Annotated in this window: 22 protein-coding genes and 1 pseudogene; 15 read left to right on the top strand and 8 right to left on the bottom strand. The window is 63.0% G+C overall.

Annotated elements, in window-relative coordinates:
• Positions 1-45: 45 nt before the first annotated feature.
• From X757_RS149825 to phnE (X757_RS149860), 8 genes are all read left to right on the top strand, one after another.
• Positions 46-945, top strand: coding sequence for an alpha-D-ribose 1-methylphosphonate 5-phosphate C-P-lyase PhnJ (locus tag X757_RS149825; protein ID WP_023726432.1), 900 nt, complete (start codon positions 46-48; stop codon positions 943-945).
• Positions 942-1,718 carry a phosphonate C-P lyase system protein PhnK gene (gene phnK / locus X757_RS149830; RefSeq protein ID WP_023669826.1) on the top strand — a complete coding sequence of 259 codons (777 nt, stop codon included), beginning with the start codon at positions 942-944 and terminating at the stop codon, positions 1,716-1,718. The genes X757_RS149825 and phnK overlap by 4 nt, the downstream gene beginning before the upstream one ends.
• A gap of 208 nt (positions 1,719-1,926) precedes the next feature.
• The gene (phnL, locus tag X757_RS149835; protein WP_023712301.1) at positions 1,927-2,634 is read left to right on the top strand and encodes a phosphonate C-P lyase system protein PhnL; all 708 of its coding nucleotides are present in this window, start codon (positions 1,927-1,929) and stop codon (positions 2,632-2,634) included.
• On the top strand, positions 2,631-3,248 hold the full coding sequence (locus X757_RS149840) for a DapH/DapD/GlmU-related protein (protein ID WP_023669828.1): 618 nt from the start codon (positions 2,631-2,633) through the stop codon (positions 3,246-3,248). The genes phnL and X757_RS149840 overlap by 4 nt, the downstream gene beginning before the upstream one ends.
• 131 nt (positions 3,249-3,379) lie before the next feature.
• A complete protein-coding gene (gene phnC / locus X757_RS149845; RefSeq protein ID WP_023669829.1) occupies positions 3,380-4,237 on the top strand; it encodes a phosphonate ABC transporter ATP-binding protein in 858 nt (285 codons plus the stop codon).
• Positions 4,238-4,385: 148 nt separating this feature from the next.
• Positions 4,386-5,294: a phosphonate ABC transporter substrate-binding protein gene (gene phnD, locus X757_RS149850; RefSeq protein WP_023698997.1), complete on the top strand. Its 909-nt coding sequence runs from the start codon at positions 4,386-4,388 to the stop codon at positions 5,292-5,294.
• Positions 5,295-5,350: 56 nt separating this feature from the next.
• Positions 5,351-6,307, top strand: a complete 957-nt coding sequence (phnE, locus tag X757_RS149855) for a phosphonate ABC transporter, permease protein PhnE (protein WP_023669831.1) — start codon at positions 5,351-5,353, stop codon at positions 6,305-6,307.
• The gene (gene phnE / locus X757_RS149860) at positions 6,308-7,675 is read left to right on the top strand and encodes a phosphonate ABC transporter, permease protein PhnE (protein WP_023669832.1); all 1,368 of its coding nucleotides are present in this window, start codon (positions 6,308-6,310) and stop codon (positions 7,673-7,675) included.
• 79 nt (positions 7,676-7,754) lie between these two features.
• Here the strand turns inward: phnE (X757_RS149860) and X757_RS149865 are convergent, their stop codons facing one another.
• The 3 genes from X757_RS149865 to X757_RS149875 form a co-directional block, all read right to left on the bottom strand.
• A complete protein-coding gene (locus tag X757_RS149865) occupies positions 7,755-8,606 on the bottom strand; it encodes a sugar phosphate isomerase/epimerase (protein ID WP_023669833.1) in 852 nt (283 codons plus the stop codon).
• A gap of 123 nt (positions 8,607-8,729) precedes the next feature.
• Positions 8,730-9,917 carry a Gfo/Idh/MocA family protein gene (locus X757_RS149870; RefSeq protein WP_023726431.1) on the bottom strand — a complete coding sequence of 396 codons (1,188 nt, stop codon included), beginning with the start codon at positions 9,915-9,917 and terminating at the stop codon, positions 8,730-8,732.
• 18 nt (positions 9,918-9,935) lie between these two features.
• Positions 9,936-10,991 (bottom strand): sugar phosphate isomerase/epimerase, encoded by a 1,056-nt coding sequence (locus X757_RS149875; RefSeq protein WP_023726430.1) that lies wholly within the window; start codon positions 10,989-10,991, stop codon positions 9,936-9,938.
• 399 nt (positions 10,992-11,390) lie between these two features.
• Between X757_RS149875 and X757_RS149880 the strand changes: the two genes are divergently transcribed.
• The 5 genes from X757_RS149880 to X757_RS1000000168955 all read left to right on the top strand — a co-directional run bounded on the left by X757_RS149880 (position 11,391) and on the right by X757_RS1000000168955 (position 15,622).
• A complete protein-coding gene (locus X757_RS149880) occupies positions 11,391-12,278 on the top strand; it encodes a sugar phosphate isomerase/epimerase (RefSeq protein WP_023692016.1) in 888 nt (295 codons plus the stop codon).
• A gap of 9 nt (positions 12,279-12,287) precedes the next feature.
• On the top strand, positions 12,288-13,457 hold the full coding sequence (locus tag X757_RS149885) for a mandelate racemase/muconate lactonizing enzyme family protein (RefSeq protein ID WP_023683009.1): 1,170 nt from the start codon (positions 12,288-12,290) through the stop codon (positions 13,455-13,457).
• A gap of 2 nt (positions 13,458-13,459) precedes the next feature.
• Complete coding sequence (locus tag X757_RS149890; protein WP_023686625.1) at positions 13,460-14,176, top strand: FadR/GntR family transcriptional regulator; 717 nt, start codon at positions 13,460-13,462, stop codon at positions 14,174-14,176.
• An 85-nt stretch (positions 14,177-14,261) separates the two neighbouring features.
• Entirely contained in the window at positions 14,262-15,242 is a 981-nt protein-coding gene (locus X757_RS149895) for an NAD(P)-dependent oxidoreductase (protein ID WP_023686626.1), read from the top strand.
• 212 nt (positions 15,243-15,454) lie between these two features.
• A complete protein-coding gene (locus X757_RS1000000168955; protein ID WP_245275068.1) occupies positions 15,455-15,622 on the top strand; it encodes a hypothetical protein in 168 nt (55 codons plus the stop codon).
• A 22-nt stretch (positions 15,623-15,644) separates the two neighbouring features.
• On the opposite strand, the gene X757_RS149900 is transcribed toward X757_RS1000000168955, so the two are convergent.
• On the bottom strand, positions 15,645-16,940 hold the full coding sequence (locus X757_RS149900; RefSeq protein WP_023726429.1) for an amidase: 1,296 nt from the start codon (positions 16,938-16,940) through the stop codon (positions 15,645-15,647).
• A 116-nt stretch (positions 16,941-17,056) separates the two neighbouring features.
• On the opposite strand from X757_RS149900, the gene X757_RS149905 reads away from it, so the two are divergent.
• Entirely contained in the window at positions 17,057-17,404 is a 348-nt protein-coding gene (locus X757_RS149905; protein ID WP_023669842.1) for a GFA family protein, read from the top strand.
• Between the two features lie 238 nt (positions 17,405-17,642).
• Positions 17,643-17,942 (top strand): annotated as a pseudogene (locus tag X757_RS1000000169695) (DUF4437 domain-containing protein); the annotation flags it as partial.
• Positions 17,943-17,969: 27 nt separating this feature from the next.
• Here X757_RS1000000169695 and X757_RS149910 read toward each other — a convergent pair.
• Genes X757_RS149910 through X757_RS149925 form a run of 4 tightly spaced genes read right to left on the bottom strand, consistent with a single transcriptional unit; the run spans position 17,970 to position 21,332 of the window.
• The gene (locus X757_RS149910; protein ID WP_023726428.1) at positions 17,970-19,055 is read right to left on the bottom strand and encodes an ABC transporter ATP-binding protein; all 1,086 of its coding nucleotides are present in this window, start codon (positions 19,053-19,055) and stop codon (positions 17,970-17,972) included.
• Positions 19,055-20,158: an ABC transporter ATP-binding protein gene (locus X757_RS149915; protein ID WP_023683000.1), complete on the bottom strand. Its 1,104-nt coding sequence runs from the start codon at positions 20,156-20,158 to the stop codon at positions 19,055-19,057. The genes X757_RS149910 and X757_RS149915 overlap by 1 nt, the downstream gene beginning before the upstream one ends.
• A complete protein-coding gene (locus X757_RS149920; protein WP_023669846.1) occupies positions 20,155-20,376 on the bottom strand; it encodes a hypothetical protein in 222 nt (73 codons plus the stop codon). The genes X757_RS149915 and X757_RS149920 overlap by 4 nt, the downstream gene beginning before the upstream one ends.
• Positions 20,373-21,332 (bottom strand): carbohydrate ABC transporter permease, encoded by a 960-nt coding sequence (locus tag X757_RS149925; RefSeq protein WP_023726427.1) that lies wholly within the window; start codon positions 21,330-21,332, stop codon positions 20,373-20,375. The genes X757_RS149920 and X757_RS149925 overlap by 4 nt, the downstream gene beginning before the upstream one ends.
• Position 21,333: the final 1 nt, after the last annotated feature.

Raw genomic sequence — 21,333 nt, 5'->3', positions numbered from 1 at the left:
GTTTTCTGGGCGTCAATGCAATAGCAGGGAGTGGATTTGATCGCCATGACCGACATCGCCACCTACAACTTCGCCTATCTCGACGAGCAGACCAAAAGGATGATCCGCCGGGCGATCCTCAAGGGCATCGCCATCCCTGGCTATCAGGTTCCCTTCGCTTCGCGCGAAATGCCGATGCCCTATGGCTGGGGCACTGGCGGCGTGCAGGTCACCGCCTCGATTATCGGGCCGGACGATGTGCTGAAAGTCATCGACCAGGGCGCCGACGACACCACCAATGCCGTCTCGATCCGCGCCTTCTTCAAGAAGGTAGCCAACGTCGCGGTGACGACCGATACCGCCAGCGCCACCATCATCCAGACCCGCCATCGCGTCCCGGAACACCCGCTGAGCGCCGGCCAAGTTCTAGTCTACCAAGTGCCGATACCCGAGCCGTTGCGCTTCCTCGAGCCGCGCGAAACCGAAACGCGCAAAATGCATGCGCTCGAGGAATACGGCCTGATGCATGTGAAGCTCTACGAGGACATTGCCAAACACGGCCGCATCGCCACCACCTATGCCTATCCGGTCAAGGTCGAGGGCCGCTATGTCATGGACCCCTCGCCGACGCCGAAATTCGACAACCCCAAAATGCACCGTTCGCCGGCCCTGCAACTGTTCGGAGCCGGGCGCGAAAAGCGCATCTATGCCGTGCCGCCCTTCACCGATGTCGTCAGCCTCGACTTCGAGGATCATCCCTTCGAGGTCCAGACCTTCGACCTGCCCTGTGCGCTGTGCGCGGCGGAAAATGTCTATCTCGACGAGGTCATCCTCGACGACCATGGCGACCACATGTTCGTCTGCTCCGACACCGACCATTGCGAGAAGCGGCGCGCCGAAGGACATCGCGGCCACCTTGCGGCTGAAAGCCATGTTACCGCAGGAAAGATGAGGCCAGCAGAATGACCGGCGACCCACTGCTGCGCGTCTCCGAACTGTCCAAATTCTACGGCTCGCGCGTCGGCTGCGAGAACGTCACCTTCGACCTGTGGCCGGGTGAGGTTCTGGCCGTCGTCGGCGAATCCGGCTCCGGCAAGACGACGCTGCTCAACTGCCTGTCGACGCGGCTGCTACCATCTTCTGGCACCGCCAGCTACCGCATGCGCGACGGCCAGTTCCGCGAACTCTACCGTATGAGCGAGGCCGAGTGCCGCTTCCTGATGCGCACCGACTGGGGCTTTGTTCATCAGAACCCCGCCGACGGCTTGCGCATGACGGTGTCTGCCGGCGCCAATGTCGGCGAGCGGCTAATGGCGGTCGGTGACCGCCATTACGGCAAGATCCGCGCCACTGCCGTCGACTGGCTGTCGCGCGTCGAGATCGACGAGGACCGCATCGACGACGAGCCGCGCGCCTTTTCCGGCGGCATGCGCCAGCGCCTGCAAATCGCCCGCAACCTCGTCACCGGACCGAGGCTGGTGTTCATGGACGAGCCGACCGGCGGCCTCGACGTCTCGGTGCAGGCGCGCCTGCTCGATTTGCTGCGCGGGTTGGTCACCGATCTCGGCCTGGCGGCCATCGTCGTCACCCACGATCTCGCCGTCGCCCGGCTTCTGTCGCAGCGTATGATGGTGATGAAAGACGGCCGTGTCGTCGAAAGCGGCCTGACGGATCGCGTGCTCGACGATCCCCGCGCGCCTTACACGCAATTGCTTGTTTCCTCGATTCTACAGGTGTGAAGATGGCGCCAAGGCACCCCCCTCTGGCCTGCCGGCCATCTCCCCCTCAAGGGGGGAGATCAGCAGCTTTTATGTCCCGCCCCTTCTACGATGCAGAAGAATGGCGAAGTCGAACGCGACAGCCAATCTCCCCCCTTGAGGGGGAGATGCCTGGCAAGGCAGAGGGGGGTGTTGGCCCGCGGACGAACAACGATTGGAGAACCTTCTGATGCCGACGCCCCTCGTTGTTTCCGGCGTCGCCAAAAGCTTCACCATGCATCTGCGCGACGGCATCAGATTGCCGGTTGTCGCCGGCGTCTCATTCTCGATCCGGGCCGGTGAATGCGCCGTGCTCGGCGGGCCTTCCGGCGCCGGCAAAAGCTCGATCCTGAAAATGCTCTATGGCAATTATGCCGTCGATGAAGGCCAGATCATCGTTCAGCATGAGGGCGGCCTGATCGATCTCGCCATCGCCAGCCCGCGCACGGTGCTTTCCGTGCGCCGCCAGACGATCGGCTATGTCAGCCAGTTCCTGCGCACCGTGCCGCGCGTCTCCGCGCTCGACGTGGTCGCCGAGCCGCTGGTCGAACGCGGCGAGGACCGCGAGAGCGCGCGGAAAAAAGCACGCACCTTGCTGGGGCAGCTCAATTTGCCGGAAAAGCTCTGGGCGCTGCCGCCGGCGACTTTCTCGGGCGGTGAGCAGCAGCGCGTCAATATCGCGCGCGGCTTCATCACCGAGCATCCGGTCTTGCTGCTCGACGAGCCGACAGCTTCGCTCGATTCGAAAAACCGCAACGTTGTGGTTGCGTTGATCGCCGCCAAGAAGGCCGGCGGTGTCGCCTTGCTCGGCATCTTCCATGACCCGGATGTGCGTGACGCCGTCGCCGATCGCATCATCGACGTGACCTCTTTCGCCGCCGGAAAAATCGCTGCATGAGCAGGAAACTATCGGAAGCGCCGTTGGTCCACGCCACGGCGCAGGTCGAGAACTCGACATTGGGGCGCTGGACAGAGATCGCCGACCGCAGCCGCGTGTCCGAAAGCATCCTCGGCGACTATTCCTACATCATGCAGGACTGCGTCGTCTGGTGCGCGACCATCGGCAAGTTCTCCAACATAGCCGCCGCCGTGCGCATCAACGCCACAAACCACCCGACCTGGCGGCCGACGCTGCATCACTTCACCTATCGCGCCTCCGACTATTGGGACGACGCCGAGCACGAAACAGAATTCTTCGCCCAGCGCCGCGCCAAACGCGTCTCCATCGGCCACGACACCTGGCTCGGCCACGGCTCGACCATCCTGCCCGGCGTCACCGTCGGCGATGGTGCTGCCGTAGGCGCCGGCGCTGTGGTGTCGAAGGATGTCGCGCCCTACACCATCGTTGGCGGGGTGCCAGCCAAGCCGATCCGCGAGCGTTTCGATCGCCGCACGGCCGAACGCTACCAGGCGCTCGCCTGGTGGGACTGGGACCACGCCAGGCTGCGCGCCGCGCTCGACGATTTTCGCGTACTCGAGGCAGACGCGTTCCTCGAGAAATACGGCGCCTGATCGGGTGCGACCACCCCCCACTTGCCGCACGGCTGTGGAGCGTAACAAAACTGACATCGTGATGACATGGCAGGTTCATGTCGCTGCGCTAGGCGAGAACCAGACGATCAATTCAGGTCTGGAACTCTTCGATGTTATCGACCCCTGCCACGCTCGAAATCCGCGGCGTCTCGCGCCGATTTGGCAAGAACACCGCTGTCAGCGCCATCGACCTGTCGATCCCGCAGGGCCAGATGGTCGGCATCATCGGTCGTTCCGGCGCCGGCAAATCCACCCTCCTTCGCATGATCAACCGTCTCATCGACCCCAGCCAGGGATCGATTTTTTTTGACGGTGCCGAGGTCTCGCGGCTGCGTGGCTCGCCGCTGCGACGCTGGCAGCGCGACTGCGCCATGATCTTCCAGCAGTTCAACCTGGTGCCGCGCCTCGATGTGCTGACCAATGTGCTGCTCGGCCGTCTCAATCATCGCTCGACCTTTTCCAACCTGCTCGGCATGTTTACCCGCGCCGAATGCGCTGAGGCGATTGCAGCACTCGAGCGCCTCGACATCGCCCGCACCGCACTGCAGCCAGCCGGCACGCTGTCTGGCGGCCAGCAGCAGCGCGTCGCCATTGCCCGCGCCATGATGCAGCAGCCCAAGGTGCTGCTCGCCGATGAGCCGATCGCTTCGCTCGACCCGCTCAACGCCAAGGTGGTGATGGACTCGCTGCAGGACATCAACCTGCGCGAAGGCATCACCGTCGTCACCAATCTGCACACGCTGGACACCGCCCGCACCTATTGCAACCGCATCATCGGCATGGCTGCCGGCAAGATCGTCTTCGACGGTCCGCCGGAAGCGCTCAACCGCGAGGCCGTGCGCCTGGTCTATGGCGCCGACGGCAACGGCGTCGATATCTCCGAGGCCATCACCTCGACCAGCATCGCCTACAAGCAAAAGATCGCCGCATCCGCCAGCCCGCTCGAGCCCGCATTCCCCGGGTACTGATCCATGATCCCGAAAAGTGGATACCGGTTTTCGGAAAAGATCATGGACCAAAACTGAGCCGCACTGGATCGACCGCCCGCGTCAAGGGCACTTGCAAAAATCAAGAACGCTGCCGGCGCGGGGCCGGAACTTACAGGAGAGACATCAAATGTTCAGGAAGATGGTATTCGGCGCCGTTTCGGCTCTCGCCATGGCAACCAGCGCCGCGCATGCGGCCGACCTCAAGGAATTCCGCGTCGGCATCCTCGGCGGAGAGAACGAAACCGACCGCCTGCGCAACTATCAGTGCCTGGCCGATCACCTGAAGACCGAATTCGGCTTCGAAAAGGTCTCGCTGTTCCCCGCCGCCGACTATGACGGCGTCATCCAGGGCCTGCTCGGCGGCACGCTCGACTTCGCCGAACTCGGCGCTTCCGGCTACGCCAGCGTCTACATCAAGGACCCGAAGGCGGTCACCCCGGTCCTCACCACCCAGCAGACCGACGGCGCCACCGGCTATTATTCCATCGGCCTGGCGCTGAAGTCTTCGGGCATTACCGACATCAAGTCGGCCAAGGGCAAGAAGCTCGGCTACGCCGATCCGGACTCGACCTCGGGCTACCTGATCCCGCTGACCCAGATCCCGAAGGACACCGGCGCCTCGAACGACGCCTACTTCGCCTCGACCCAGTTCAATGGCGGCCATGAAAACAACATCCTCGCCGTTCGCGACGGCAAGGTCGACGTTGCGGTTGACGATTCCTCCGGCATCGGCGACTTCAAGAACGGCTACACCTCCGGCACCTTCCACAAGGTCACCGCCAAGGGCGCCGTCGACCCCAACGACTTCGTCGAAGTCTGGCGCTCGGGCCTGATCCCGAACGGCCCGCTGGTCGTGCGCACCGCGCTCGGCGACGACATGACCGCCAAGCTTGCCGCCTTCTTCACCGACCTGCCGAAGAAAGACAAGGCCTGTTTCGAAGGCGTCGAAGGCGGCGACTTCACCGGTTACGTCCCGGTCAAGCCTGACTTCTACAACGTCATCGTCGAAGCCCGTAAGGCAGCCATCGGCGGCTGACGGCAAAATCAGAAAGGGCGACGTGAAAAACGCCGCCCTTTTTGCATGTCCCGATCATGACCATCTCAGCAACAGCCCGCTCCAACGCGACCCTGCAGGTAGCCAACGCTTGGCAGCGCCAGATATCGTTGCGGCGGCTTTATACCATCCTCGGCATCGGCCTGCTGCTGGCGGCGACGCTGTCGAGCATGTGGTTCGCCGACGAGGCCAATGCCGGTCACTTCTGGGACCGGCTGCCGCATATATTCGACTTCCTCAGCTGGCTGATCCCGAAGGACTGGAACGACGTCTGGCGGGCGCTGTTCGACATCGCCTCGCCGCATGACACCGGCACCCAGGAGTTCAACTTCCCGCTCGGCCGCGTCTATGTCTGGGGCGGCTTCTACATCCCCGAATATTTCGAGCTGATGCTGACCACACTCAACGTGGCGCTGGTCTCGACTTTCATCGGTTTCATCTTCGCCGTGCCGTTTTCGTTCATCGCCGCGCGCAACCTGACGCCGCATCCGGCGCTGCGGCTCGTCGTCAAGCGCTTCATGGAATTGCTGCGCGCCTTTCCCGAAATCGTCATTGCCGGCCTGTTCGCCGCCATTGTCTCGACCGGGCCGATCGCAGCCATCATCGCCATCGGCCTGCATTCGATCGGCGCGCTCGGCAAGCTGTTCTATGAAATCAACGAGAACATCGACATGCGCGCCGAAGAGGGCCTGAGAGCGGTCGGCGGCAACTGGTTCGAGCGCGTGCGCTTCGCCGACCTGCCGCAGGTGCTGCCCAATTTCATGTCCTACACATTGCTGCGCGTCGAGATCAACGTGCGGGCCTCGACCATTATCGGCGCCGTCGGCGGCGGCGGTATCGGCGAGGAACTGAAGCTCTCGATATCGCGCGGTTTCGGCGCCAAGACGGTGGCGTTGGTGCTGCTGTTGTTCACGACGATCTTCATCGTCGACCAGTTCTCCGCCTGGCTGCGCCGCAAGCTGGTCGGCGAGCAAGCTTTTCTGATGAGCGCTTAAATGACCGCTTTGACCACTGATCAGGTCCAGTCGATCGAGGAACGCTATCCGCAAATCTTTCGGCGGCCGGCCTACAAGCGATTCGCGCCGCTGTTCCTGTTCGGCGGCATCCTGCTCTACCTCGTTTACGCCTTGTGGTTTTTCAACCTGCCGCAGGTGATGCGCGACTCGCATTGGGAGCGCCTGCCGCTCTTCCTGACGCAATGGATCAGCTACGATCTGCAGCCTGAATTCCGCCTCGACCAGCCTGAAATCACGCCGAAATACCCGCGGTTTTCAGCACTCGGCGAGAACCCAGATCCCGACTGGGTTGTCAAGAACGCGGATGGCACCTTCACCGTCCTGATCGATGGCGCGGCCAGGTCCGTCACCTTCGACAAGACCAAAGCGACGATCGTCGCCAATGGCGAGATGGTGCCGGTGGCGCTGACCAGCGGTAAGCCGGTAATTACAGGTCCGGTGCCTGGCTGGATCACCGCGCATGACGACGAGATCGTCGCCAGGATGGGCTTTGTCGGCGAAGTGCGCGTCACCGTCGATCGCGTCAAGGTCCGCAAGCGCTTCCTCGGCTGGGCAAATTTCGTCTTCGACACGCGCTCGCCCTTCTTCGGCAAATCGGCCAGTGAAGTGATCTCGCTGATCTGGTCCGGACCGGAACTTAAGCCTGGCACCTCGAACCTCGCGCTCGCCGGCGACAACATCTGGAACAATGCGCAGTGGCAGCATGGCGACGTCTGGACGAAACTGCTGCAGACCATCGTCATGGCCTTTCTCGGCACGTTGCTCGGCGGCCTCGTCGCCTTCCCGCTCGCCTTCTTCGCCGCCCGCAACATCACGCCGAGCGGATTGTTCGGCCAGGTGCTCAAGCGCTTCTTCGATTTCATGCGATCGGTCGACATGCTGATCTGGGCGCTGTTCTTCACCCGCGCCTTCGGCCCGGGACCGCTCGCCGGCAGCGCCGCGATCTTCTTCACCGAAATAGGCACGCTCGGCAAAATCTATTCGGAAAGCCTGGAAAACATCGACGACAAACCGCGCGAGGGCATCAAGTCGACCGGCGCCAACGGCCTGCTGGTGCAGCGCTATGGGGTCATGCCGGAAGTGATCCCGGTCTTCATCAGCCAGACGCTCTACCAGTGGGAATCCAACACAAGAGGCGCCACCATCATCGGCGCCGTCGGCGCTGGCGGCATCGGCCTGAAACTCTGGGAAGCCATGCGCACCAATTCCAACTGGGCCAACGTCTTCTACATGGTGCTGCTGATCCTGCTCGTCGTGTTTGTGTTCGACAACATCTCGAATTTCCTGAGGCGCCGGCTCAGCCGGACCATCCATGATTACAACAGGATGCAGGCCGAGGAGGGGTGACGTGCGAGGGACAGCACCCCCTCTGTCCTGCCGGACAGAGGGGGGTGTGAAGGAACGCAGCACTCCTTGGGCGGCGCGGCTAAGCCGCCCGCTTCCACCCATCCCTGATATGCCTGTATCCCTCGCGATAAACTGCCTCCGGCGTCTCGGAAAAATCCCGCCACACCTTGGTCGCCGCCGCCAGATCCTTCAGCGACCTGCCAAACGCCTCGATCGTCAGCCAGTCGTCATAGCCGCTCTTGCGGATGGCCGCGAAAGTCTCTTTCCACGGAATGTTCCCGCGTCCCGGCACGCCGCGATCGTTCTCTGAAATGTGGATGTGCACGACATTCCTGCGGTGCTTCGTATAGGCGCCGATCGGGTCGGCCTCCTCGATATTGGCGTGGAAGGTGTCGTACATCGCCTTGATGTGCGGCCGGTCGATGGCGTCGACGTGCTCGGACAGATCGGCCATCGTGTTCAGCAGATAGCACTCGAAACGGTTGAGCGCCTCCAACCCGATGGTAACGTTCCGCTTGCCGGCATGATCGCCAATGGCGCGCTGCGACGCGATCGAGCGCTTCTTTTCCGCAGCGGTCGGCCCGCTGCCGGAGAAGGCGCCGAGCGTCGAATGCAGCGGCCCGCTCAGCGTACTCGCGCCGAGCGCCTGGGCGCAATCGATCGCCCATTTCATGTAGCCGATGCCGGCCTTGCGGGTCACGGCATCCGGCGAAATCAGATTCATCGCCGGGTCGCCCATCGCCGTAACAGCCGTGCGCTCCAACCCGATGCGGTCGAGCAAATCGCCAAGCTTCTTGTAGTCCTCTGGCGTGCCTGAGAAGATCGGTATCTCGACGCCGTCGAAGCCGGTCGCCTTGATGTCGCGCAGCAACGGCTCGTGTTTCTTAGACACGGAAGTCGTCCACAAAAACATGCACATGCCGATTTTCATCGACAGCCCCTCCCCATTTGACGGCGCGCTGGTTTCTTTCGCACCTCGCACCATGCGCCCTCATTCGGCCGCTTAGCGGCCACCTTCTCCCCGAAGGGAGAAGAGACTTGGCGCCGGCGGTCCCTAAAGTTTCGTCCACGCCCCGTTCTTCTTCGATGACTTCACGCAGGCCTCGATGAACGCCATACCTTCGACGCCGTCCTGGATGGTCGGGAACACCACGTCCTTGCCCGGCTTGCCGCCCTTCTTGCGTGCCGCGCGGATCGCCCGCGCCGCCTCCTGGTAGATGTTGGCGAAGCCTTCGAGATAGCCTTCCGGATGGCCAGACGGAACGCGGCTGACGCGTCCCGCAACTGGCAGCGCGCCGGCGCCGTTGCGGGTGAGCAGCTGCTTGGGCTGGCCGAACGGCGTGTACCAGAGATAGTTCGGATCGGCCTGCACCCATTCCAGCCCGCCTTTCGAGCCATAGATGCGCAGCTTCAGCCCGTTCTCGTGGCCGGGCGCCACCTGGCTCGCCCAGATCATGCCCTTGGCCGGATGCACCTTGCCGACCGGCTTGAAGCGCAGCATGACATTGACATTGTCGTCGAGCTGCCGCCCCGGCACGAAGGCGTCGAGATCGGCCGACAGCGAATCGAGCTCCAGCCCGGAGACGAAGCGCGCCAGATTGTAGGCATGCGTGCCGATGTCGCCGAGCGCACCGCCCGCGCCCGCCTGCTTGGGGTCGGAGCGCCACGCCGCCTGCTTCTGGCCGGTGGCGGCAAGATCTTCGGTCAGCCAGTCCTGCGGGTACTCGGACTGAACGATGCGGATATCGCCAAGCTGCCCCTTGGCCACCATCTCGCGCGCCTGCCGGATCATCGGATAGGCAGTGTAATTGTGGGTCAGCACGAACACCTTGCCGGTCTTTTCGACTATCGCCGCTAGCTTCCTGGCTTCAGCCAAGGTGGTCGCCAGCGGCTTGTCGCAGATGACGTGGATGCCGGCCTCGAGAAACGCTTTGGCCGCCGGCACGTGCACATTGTTGGGGGTGACGATCGCCACCGCCTCGATGCCGTCCGGGCGCTTGGCCTCGGCCTTGGCCATCTCGGCATAGGAGGCGTAGCTGCGCGCCGGGTCGAGACCGAGTTCGGCGGCGGAAGCCTTGGCGCGCTCGGGATTGGCCGACAGGGCGCCGGCCACCAGCACGAAGTCATTGTCCATGCGCGCCGCGATCCGATGCACCGCGCCGATGAAGGCGCCTTGGCCGCCGCCGACCATACCATAGCGGATCGGGCCGCCCCCCGCTTCCGACTTCGATGCGCCGACCATGTCTTTCTCCTGCTTGTCTCAAATACCCATCATGGCGCGCAGCATCTTCTTGTCGGTGGTGCCGCCGGCGAAATCATCAAAGGCCTTTTCCGTCACCCGGATAATGTGGTGCTGGATGAAGGGCGCGCCTTCGGCCGCGCCGTCCTCCGGATGCTTGAGGCAACACTCCCATTCCAGCACCGCCCAGGAATCGTAGCCATACTGGGTAAGCTTGGAGAAGATGCCGCCGAAATCGACCTGCCCGTCGCCAAGCGAGCGGAAGCGGCCGGCGCGATTGGTCCAGCTCTGATAGCCGGAATAGACGCCTTGCCGCCCCGTCGGATTGAACTCGGCATCCTTGGCATGGAAGGCCTTGATCCGCTCGTGATAGATGTCGATGAATTCGAGATAGTCGAGCTGCTGCAAAAGGAAATGCGATGGGTCGTAGTTGATGTTGCAGCGCTTGTGGCCGCCAACCGCATCGAGGAACATTTCGAACGTGGCGCCGTCGAAGATGTCCTCGCCAGGATGGATCTCATAGCCGACATCGACGCCGTTCTCGTCATAGACGTCGAGGATCGGCTTCCAGCGCGTGCCGAGTTCGGCAAAGGCCTCCTCGATCAGCCCGGCCGGCCGCTGTGGCCAGGGATAGAGATACGGGAAGGCCAGAGCGCCGGAAAACGTCACCGAGGCTTTCAGGCCAAGATTCTTCGAGGCCTTGGCGCCGAACTCCATCTGTTCGACCGCCCATTTCTGCCTGGCCTTGGGGTTGTTGTGCACCGCAGGCGGTGCAAAGCCGTCGAACTGGGCATCATAGGCCGGGTGCACCGCCACCAGCTGCCCTTGAAGATGCGTCGACAGTTCGGTGATCTCGACGCCGGCATCCGCGCAGATGCCTTTCACCTCGTCGCAATAGGTCTTGGAAGATGCCGCCTTCTTGAGGTCGAACAGGCGTGCATCCCAGGTCGGGATCTGCACGCCCTTGTAACCGAGACCGGCCGCCCATTTGGTGATCGAGGCCAGCGAATTGAACGGCGCGGTATCCCCCGCGAACTGCGCCAGAAACAGCCCCGGACCCTTCATTGTCGACGGCATCGGCATCCTCCCAATTCATTTTTCCAAGGACCAAGCATAGCGTCTGATGAAAGCAGGGCCAGCCTCTTTGGTCTCTCGTGATGTGCATTCTCGTATCGGCATTCTGGTATTACCAAATACCGAAAATGGGTCAAGCCATTTGACTCACGCGCAAAGCTGCCAGGGCATTCCATTTTTGGCGATATATACCAGCATAATCAATACGGTACACAGATGTCGATATCGCATGGCGGCGGTTCTTGCCGCGCGACAAAAATTGCTGTAGACCTCCATTAGGGCCCAATTGGTCGAACCAGTTGCGCAAAAACGCTGGAGCGCCTTGGGGAGGAAACACGCAACGCGCCTTGTGGGGCGCGTCGCAGGCGAACTGGCACAGACGAATTCTGGGAAGGATAGACCATGCATCTTTCGACGCACAACTGGATGCGCGCGGAACCGTTGGAGGTGACGCTGAAGCGCATCAAGAAATTCGGCTACGAGTCGATCGAGATTTCCGGCGAGCCCGAGCAATACAAGACCAAGGAGACCCGCGCGCTGCTGAAAGAATACGGCATCCGCTGCTGGGGGTCGGTGACGCTGATGCTGGGCGAACGCAACCTTGCCGCCAGGGACCAGGGCCAGCGCGAACGCTCGGTGCAGTACGTCAAGGACGTGCTGACCATGGTCAGCGAACTTGATGGCGAGATCATAACGCTGGTGCCCGCGACCGTCGGCAAAGTGGTACCGGACGGCACCGAGGAAGAGGAATGGAAGTGGGTGGTCGACGCCACCCGCGAATGCTTCACCCATGCCAAGAAGGTCGGCGTCAAGATCGCGGTCGAGCCGCTCAACCGCTTCGAGACCTATCTGTTCAACCGCGGCGCGCAGGCGTTGGCCCTGGCCGATGCGGTCAGCCCCGAATGCGGCGTCTGCCTCGACGCCTATCACATCCATATGGAAGAATTTAACGTCCATGACGCGATCCGTCAGGTCGGCAAACGGCTGTTCGACTTCCACGTCGCCGACAACAACCGCTTTGCCGCCGGCCTTGGCCAGATTGATTGGCCACGGATCGTGCAGACGCTGAAGGAAGTCGGCTATGACGGCGCGCTGACGAACGAATTTGTCGCGCCAGTCGACCGCACACCCGCCGCGCCCTATCCCGACATGGTCGAGCGCAATCCGGTCGACATTTCTCCCGAACAGCTGAAGTTCATCCAGGATCACGGCTCCAGCGTGCTGACGGAGAAATTCTACACCGACCAGATGCGCATCACGGCCGAAACGCTGCTGCCGCTAATCAAGTAGCCGATCGGGATGCGCATCAAAACGGTCCAGGCGTGGTGGGTCCGCGTGCCGATTGAGGCCGCGAAGCAGCATCGCAGCGACTTTGGCCAGGTGACGACGTTCGACGCCGCCATCCTGCGCATTGAGACTGACGACGGGCTGATCGGCTGGGGCGAGGGCAAGAACGCCGCCGGCAGCGCCGGCAGCTATGGTGCGCTGGTCTACATGCTGAATCACGAGGTCGGGCCGCAGCTGATCGGCCGCGACCCCGCCGACATCGGCATGATCTGGGAGATGCTCTACAACGGCGTGCGCCATGACAGTGCCGCGCGCGCCGGCCATGCCATGCCGCAGCTGGCGCGGCGCGGCATGAGCATTGCGGCAATCAGCGCCGTCGATATCGCGCTCTGGGATATTCTGGGCAAGTCGTTGGGACAGCCGGTGTGGCGGCTCATCGGCGGCCGCAAGCTCGACCGCATGCCGGCCTACGCCTCCGGCGGCTGGGCTGCCGCCGACGCTATCGGCGAGCAGCTCAAATCCTACATCGCCAAAGGCGGCTTCAAGGCGCTGAAGATGCGCGTCGGCGCCATGGACGGCGCCCCGCACATTTCCGCCGCCCGCGTCCGCGCCGCACGGCAGGCGCTCGGTCCTGACGTCGAGTTGATGGTCGACGCGCACGGCACCTATACGGTGGCCGAGGCCAAGCGCTTCATCAGCCTGGCCAGCGATCTCGACCTCGCCTGGTTCGAGGAGCCTGTTATCGCCGACGACAAGGCTGGTATGGCCGAGGTGCGCGCCTCGGGTTCGATCCCGATCGCCACCGGCGAAAGCGAAGCGACGCGCTACGCCTTCCGCGATCTCGCGGTGCTGAAATCCGCCGACATCTTCCAGCCGGATCCGGCCTTTTGCGGCGGTATCAGCGAGGCGATGAAGATCGGCACCATCGCCAGTGCCTTCAATCTGCGCTTTGCCCCGCATCTGTGGGCCGGCGCGCCATGCTTCTTCGCCGGCCTGCATGTTTGTGCGGCCTCGCCTGCCAGTTTTACCGTCGAATATTCGCTCGGCGCCAACCCGATGATCCACGATCTTATCGAAGAGACTGTCGAAGCAAGGGACGGTATGATAGCGATCCCTGAAAAGCCGGGTCTGGGATTCACCATTTCGGAGCGGTTCCTGGAGGCGCACGCGCAACGCGGTTGACGATGAAAGAAAAGAACCTTCTCGCCGAGCTCGCCGCCTATCTCTTCGCCCATTCGGACAAGGAGACCGGCCGCACGCCTTCGGAGCGCGAACTGGCGGAGCATTTCGTCGTCAGTCGCGGCCAGATCCGCGAGGCGCTGGCCATTCTGGAGGCCATGCGCATCGTCGAGCGCCGCGCCAAATCCGGCATCTATGTCGACACCAGGCAGGCCAGTGTCGAGGCGCTGGCGCTGTTTGCCCGTGCCGGCCTGCCGCTCGACCCGGTGCAAATCTACGAGACCGTCGAACTGCGCAAGATCCACGAGATTAAGGCCGCCGAACTTGCCTGTTCCCGCGCCACTGAAGAGAATTTCGAACGCCTGCGGGAGATCCTGAAAGCCTCGGAGGAGTGCATCGCCGCCGGCGAAGGCCTCGCCAAGGAAGACCGCGAATTCCACCTCGAAATCGTGCGGGCGACCAAGAACGGCGTCTTCCACAATATCTGCAGTGTCTATTACCTGATGGGCGAGCAGCGGCTGCCGATCTACTTCAACGATCCCGAGCGCTCAGTGCGCTCGCATGCCGAGCATATCCAGATCTACGAGGCGCTGCTGCGTCGCGACGGCAATCTCGCCCAGGCGCTGATGAGCGCCCACCTGCAAGGCGCGGAAAGCTACTGGAAGGGGATCATCGAGGGCCGGGAGGCGCAAGCGCAAAGCCTGGCACTTGAGAAGGTCTAGTGCAATTCCAGGAAAGGTGTGAAACGGTTTTTCTGGGAAAAGCGCGCGGCGCTTTCCTTTGAGAATTGCGACTAGCGAGAGCCCCATGCCCAGAATCCTGTCGACGCACACGCTGCATCCGCGTGCCTCCGCAATGCTGGCGGGCGCCGGTGAACTCGTCGTCGCCTCAGCGCTTGATGCGGCAACGCTGACCGCCGAGGCGAAGCATGCCGACGTCATCATCGTTCGCGCACCGCTGCCGCCGTCGCTGTTCGAAAACGCCACGAAACTCAGAGCAGCTGTCCGCCACGGCGCCGGGCTCGACATGGTGCCGATGGAGGCCGCGGCCGCGGCCGGCGTGCTGGTCGCCAACGTGCCGGCGGTCAATGCGCGTTCGGTCGCTGAATATGTGATGTTCGCGGCCCTTGCCCTGCTTCGGCGCTTCCGTTCGGTCGACCGCGACTTGCGCGCCAAGGGCTGGAATGCCGGCCGCGACCACGCCAGCCATGCCAGCGAGCTTGCCGGCAAGACCATCGGCATCATCGGCTTCGGCGCCATCGGTCAGGCGGTCGCCCATATCGCCGCGCACGGCTTCGGCCTCGACGTCGTGGCGACGACCCGCAGCATGCAGCCGGCACCCGACAGGATCGGCTTCCTGTCGATCGATGCGCTGATCGAACAGAGCGACATCATCGTGCTCTGCTGCCCGCTGACGCCGGAAACGCGCGGCCTGATCAGCCGCGAACGCATTGCCCGCATGAAGCCGGACGCGCTTTTGATCAACATTTCGCGCGGACCGGTGATCGACGACGAGGCGCTGATCGAGGCCTTGCGCCAAGACCGGATCGGCGGCGCCGCACTCGACGTCTTTGCCACGCAGCCGCTGCCGGCAAACCATCCCTATTTCGGTTTCGACAATGTTATCGTCACCCCGCATATGGCGGGGATTACCGAGCAATCCATGATGCGCATGGGCGTGGGCGCGGCCGGCGAGACCTTGCTGGTGCTGGCCAACCGGCTGCCTGTCAATCTGCGCAATCCCGACGTGGTCGAGCATTACCGCAGACGGTTCCCGGCGGACGCGTGAACCATGTCCGGTTTTCGCTTCGCATCTCTGGTTCTCGCAGTGTCGTCGATCGTGGCCTTACCTTCGCTCGCGGCGGCACAAAGCAGCGATTATGTCTATTGCAGCAATGGGATCGTCTGCATGATGGCGCCCTGCCCGTCAGGCAATGCGCTGGATCTGACCACCGGCAATGTCGTTAAAGGCGTGGAGCTCAATACTACGGAATTGCCGCCGTGGACAGATCGGCACCTGACCTCTCCGACAAGCTTTATGCTGGAAAACTCGTCGTCCGAGGATCGATCCAGCATCGCGGCCAGCCGAACGATCCGCCGATGCTGGTCGTTACCAAAATCGAACGCTCCTCCAAGAAAAGCGAGCGCAAGCGCTGCGCGGCACGTTGACTGCCGACCTACGGCTCGCTGCCTATCGGAGCAGCCGCTCGACTTCAGCCGCGATGCGCAGCAGATGGTGGTCGTGGCCATTGCGCGCCACCAGCATCAGTCCGGCCGGCAGCGTCATGCCGGGCATCGGCAGCGAGATCGCGCAGAGGTCGAACTGGTTGGCGACCTGGGTATTGCGCAGCAGCAGACCTTCGGTGCGTTCACGCAGAGCCGTATCCTCGGCCATCGAAACGATAGTCGGCGCTGTCACCGGCGTGGTCGGCAGAGCTAGCACATCGACCGAACCCAACCGCTCGTCCATGGCTATGCACAGTGCCGCGCGACGACGCATTGCCCTGATATAAACCGGCGTCGGTATGGCCGCCGCCCGCGACAGCGGCCCGCTGACATGGGGATCGACCGGCACCGATGCGCCCGTCGCCAGCCAGTCGGCATGGATTTCAGAACCTTCCATGGCCGCGATCGAGCCGCGTTTGGTGGCCAGGCGCAGATCGGCAATGAGGTCGTCGATCGAAATGTCCGTGAGCCACGCGCCTGCCTGCTCGATCCCGGCAAGGCTGCGATCGAACGCGGCGGCAATCTCCGTTTCCGTGTCTTCGAAAAGCAGGCCGCGCGGAATGCCGACACGAAGCCCGGCAAGCGCTAACGGCAGGTGCAGTTGCGGCATCTGCTCGCCCGTCATCGCGGCGTCAGCCAGGGCACACGCAGCAACACTCAGCGCCAGCGGCCCGATCGAATCCAGCGTCGCGGAAAGGGGATGGGCACCAGTCAGCGGCACGCGCCGCGCCGTCGGCTTGAAACCGACGACGCCGTTCAGCGATGCCGGGATGCGCACCGAACCGCCGGTGTCGGAGCCGATGGAAATGTCGCTCGTCCCCTCGCCAACGGACACGGCGGCGCCCGACGACGAACCGCCTGGAATGCGGCTGGTGTCGGCGGCATTGCCCGGTGTGCCGTAGTGCATGTTGTCGCCGATGGCGGTGAAGGCGAATTCGGTCATGTTGGTCTTGCCGATGATGACGGCGCCGGCCTGGCGCAGACGGTTGACGATCGCCGCATCGTGCCGACGGGGCGCGGTGTCCCTCAGCATCAGCGACCCGGCCGTGGTCGGCTCGCCGGCGACATCGAACAGATCCTTGATCGACACGATGGTGCCGTCGAGCGGCCCGAGCGATACGCCGGCCTTCTTGCGCGCATCGGTGGCCTCGGCCGCTGCGCGCGCCGCCTCGGCATAGAGTTTGGTGAACACCTTCTCGCCTGCCGCGCAACTGGCAAGACGTGACAGGATGATCTCGAGACGATCGCGGATTGATTGCATGTCGATGTCGGATTCCGTCAAGGTGGAGCGTCTTTAAGGCATATGGGCCGCTAGGTCAGCGGAAGGAATAGCCCGGACAGCGTGCCTTTGCACCTGCCAGCGATAGGAAGGGACTGATGCTGTACAAAGGCAGCTGCCACTGCGGCAAGGTTGCGTTCGAATTCAAGGCGCAGCTGACCGGCGCCGTGCGGTGCAATTGTTCGATCTGCTCGCGCAAGGGCGCGCTGTTGGCCGCCATCCCGCATGACAGCCTGACGGTGCTGGCGTGGGGCGACGATCTCGGCACCTACACATTCGGCAATCATGCAATGGCGCATCGCTTCTGCCGCACCTGCGGCATCCATCCCTTTGCCGAGGATGTCAGTCAGGGCAGCGAACGCAGCGCCTACATCAACCTCAACTGCGTCGCCGATTTCGATCCCACCGGCCTGCCGGTCTTCGACTTCGACGGCCGCGCGGTCTGACCCTACGGTGGCCTCTCACCACAAAAGCAACGCCCCGAAAACCTTGATAGTTCTCGGGCCCGCTGCTTTAGCCAAGGATGGCTATCGGCTATTCGACGCGCTTAGGGCCGCGCGCGAACACAACGATCGCCGCCAGCAAGGTCGCAGCGCCACAATAGGCGAAGGCGCTGGCCACACCGGCATTGTCGACCACCAGGCCGCCGAAGACGGCGCGTTTCTGGTGCTCGCCGNGTGCTCGCCGTTTCTTGCGTCTTTCCCGCTCGCGCCTTTGCCCTCGAGGACAGCCTTGCTGAAAGTTCCCGGCAACTGGCGCGCGCCGGTTCATGCGCACACCGCCGACTATCGCGCGTTGGTCATCAAGGGTCTGTGGGCGCATTGGCAAATGGACGGCGGCGAAGCGACGAAGGTCGAATTGCCGCGGGGATCCTACTGGACCCAGAAGGCCAACGAGATGCACGACGACGCCTGCCTCTCAGAGACGGAGTGCGTGATCCTGCTGATCAACGATACGCCTTACGAGACCTACTTCCAGAAATAGTCAGGCGGCGCCGTCGTTCGACCGCAACTAGCTGGCGTGCCGCAAGCTCACGCCGCTGCCCTTGTCGAACAGCACCACCTTGTCCTGATTCCAGGCAAAGCGCACCGGCTGCTCGATCTGGACATCGGTTCTGGCCGGCACCGTGGCGCGCAGCGTCGTGTCGCCGACCCGCAGAGTCAGGATCTTTTCCACGCCATGGTTCTCGACATCGTGGACGCGTGCCTCGACCGGCGCACCGCTTTCAAGATACACATCCTCAGGTCGAATACCGAAGACGAGCGGGCGACCGTCGGTCGCACCGCCCGCCTTGGCACCCCCAGAGAAAGGCAGTTCGAAATTCAGCGGCGCCATCACCGCGCGGCCGTTGACCAGCTTGCCATCGATCAGGTTCATCGGCGGCGAGCCGACGAAGCTGGCCACATAGGTATCGCGCGGATTGTTATAGATCTCGTGCGGCGTGCCGGTCTGGATGATGCGGCCATGGTTGAGCACGCCCACCTTGTCGCCCATCGACATCGCCTCGATCTGGTCGTGGGTGACGAACAGGAAGGTGGCGCCAAGCTGGATCTGCAGGTTCTTCAGTTCCGTGCGCAGCGCCTCGCGCAGTTTGGCGTCGAGCGCCGACAGCGGTTCGTCCATCAGGAACACGCGCGGCTTGCGCACGATGGCGCGCCCGATAGAGACGCGCTGCATCTCGCCGCCTGAAAGGCGGTCGGTCTTGCGGTCGAGCAGATGCTCGATCCGCAGTGTCTTGGCCGCTCGTGCAACACGGTCCTTGATCTCGGCATCCGGCAGCCGACGTATCTTCGGCTTCAGCGGGAATTCGAGATTTTCGCGGACTGTATAGCGCGGATAGAGCGAATATTGCTGAAGCACCAGCGCCACATCGCGCTCGGCCGCACCCCAGTCGGCGACGTCGACGCCGTCGATGAACACCTGACCCTCGGTCGGCTTTTCCAGACCCGCGATCATGCGCAGCGTCGTCGTCTTGCCGGCGCCGGTCTCGCCGAGCAGCACGAAGAACTCGCCATCGGCGATCTCGAGATCGAGCCCGGTCAGTGCGGTGTGGTTGCCGAAGCTCTTGGAAATATTCTTGAGCTGGATATAAGCCATCAAAGCCTCACCTCAAGCGACTTGCCGCTTGCCGTGTCGAAGAAATGTGCTTGCGTCGGATCGATCCTGGCGAAGACCTTTTCGCCCGGGCCGCCGACGAAGCCGCTCTTGGTGCGCGCGCGCAGCATCTTGGAGCCGACCTTGAGATCGACAATGTCGAACGAGCCGAGCGGCTCGACGATCTGTGTCTCGACCGGCAAGAAACCCTCCGCTGCTTCATGGCGCACCAGCACGCCTTCGGGCCGGATGCCGAGCGCCAGCTGGCCGCCGGCATGGCCGTTGAGCTTGGACAAAAGCGTGCGCGGAAATTCGAAGCCGGCGGCAGCGCCACCGACGGTGACCGAGGCCGCCGATGCGGTCTCGGCGATCGCCGCATCGGCGACGTTCATCACCGGGCTGCCGACGAACTGCGCCACGAACAGATTGGCCGGATGCGAATAGACCTCGTCGGGCGAACCGACCTGCTGCAGCACGCCCTCATGCATGATCACGATGCGGTCGGCGAGGCTCATCGCCTCGATCTGGTCGTGCGTGACATAGATGGTGGTCGAGCCCTGTTTGATGTGCAGCCGCTTGATCTCGGCCCGCATCTCTTCGCGCAGCTTGGCGTCGAGGGCGCCGATCGGCTCGTCCATCAGCATCGCCTTCGGCCGCCGCACCAGAGCCCGGCCGATGGCCACACGCTGCATGTCGCCGCCCGACAGCGCCGACGGCTTCTTGGCCAGCAGTTCCGTGATCTGCAGCGTCTTGGCGACCGAGCGCACCTCGCTATCGATCTCGGCCTTGCTCTTGCGCGTCGCGCGCAAGGGAAAAGCAATGTTCTCATAGACGCTCATATGCGGGTAGAGCGAGAACGACTGGAACACCATGGCGATGTCGCGGTCGGCGGCCTTGAGGTGTTGCACCGGCTTGCCGTCGATGAGGATGTCACCGCCGTCGATCGTCTCCAGCCCGGCAACCGCCCTCAATGTCGTCGTCTTGCCGCAACCCGACTGACCGAGCAGCACGATGAACTCGTTGTCGTCGATCTTGAGGTTGAGGTCCTTGATGACCTGGACCGCACCGAAGAATTTCTGGACGCCGCGAAGCTCAATCTGGGTCAATGCTCTGCTCCCGGATTGCGCACCTGGCCGGTACCGGCCTTCTCCGCCGGCGCGATCTTCGAGGTGATGTTGAAGCCGATCAGGCCGATCAGGATGATGGTCACGCCATAGCTGTGCAGCAGCAGGTTCCACGGCTGGCAAAGCGCGATGATGCCGAGGACCATCAGCACCTGAGACCCCGGTTCGAGATATTTCTGGTTGATGGCTCGAAAGCTCATTTGCGGATCGCTCCGAAGGACATGCCGCGCAGCAAATGGTTGCGGAGCAGGAAGGTGAAGATTGCGACCGGCAGCAGGAACAGGAAGGTTCCGGCGGCGATCACCGTCCAGTCGGGCAGGCCGGCGCCGACCTGGCTGGGGATGAAGGGCGGCGCCGTCTGGGCGCGGCGGTTGGTCATGATCAGCGCGAAAGCATACTCGTTCCACGCCGTGATGAAGCAGAAAACCGCGGTCGCGGCGATGCCGGTGGCGGCCTCCGGCAGCACGATCTTGAAGAAGGCTTCCATGCGGGTGTAGCCGTCGACCAGCGCTGCCTCTTCATACTCCTTCGGGATCTCGTCCATGAACCCCTTCATCAGCCACACCGAAAAGGACAGGTTGAAGGCGGTATAAAGGATGATCAGCCCAATATGGGAATCGTTGAGGCCGACGGCCCGGTACATCAGGAACATCGGGATCGCGACCACCACCGGCGGCAGCATGCGCGTCGACAGGATAAAGAAGAGCAGATCCGCCTCCCCCTTCACCTTGAAGCGCGAGAAGCCGTAGGCGGTGAAGGTACCCATGCCGACAGCCAGCACCGTCGAGGTGATGGCGATGATCAGCGAGTTCATGAAGCGGCTCGGATAGCCGGACCATTGCACCTGGCCCTTGCCGTCGCGCACGATCTTTTCACCGCCGTCGAACACGACACGTTCCCACCAGGGTGCCGCCGCATACTCTTCCGGCGACGGCGGGTTGCGCATCTGCGAGCGCTTGGTGAACAGCTTGACGAACGGCGATATCTCGGGCTGGAACACCACCGTCGGCGGGATGGTCGTGGCAAGATTGCGCGGCTTGAACGCCGTCGAGGTGATCCAGTAGATCGGCGCCAGGAAGATGATCGTCACCAAAAGGACGGCGACGATGGCGACGCGATTGAAGCCTATTTCGGAAGAAGTGCGGACGGCGGCCATC

Origin of the sequence: Mesorhizobium sp. LSHC412B00 (genome assembly GCF_000503035.1) — a bacterium.
Classification (GTDB): Bacteria; Pseudomonadota; Alphaproteobacteria; order Rhizobiales; family Rhizobiaceae; genus Mesorhizobium.
This window is presented reverse-complemented; position numbering and strand designations above follow the sequence as displayed.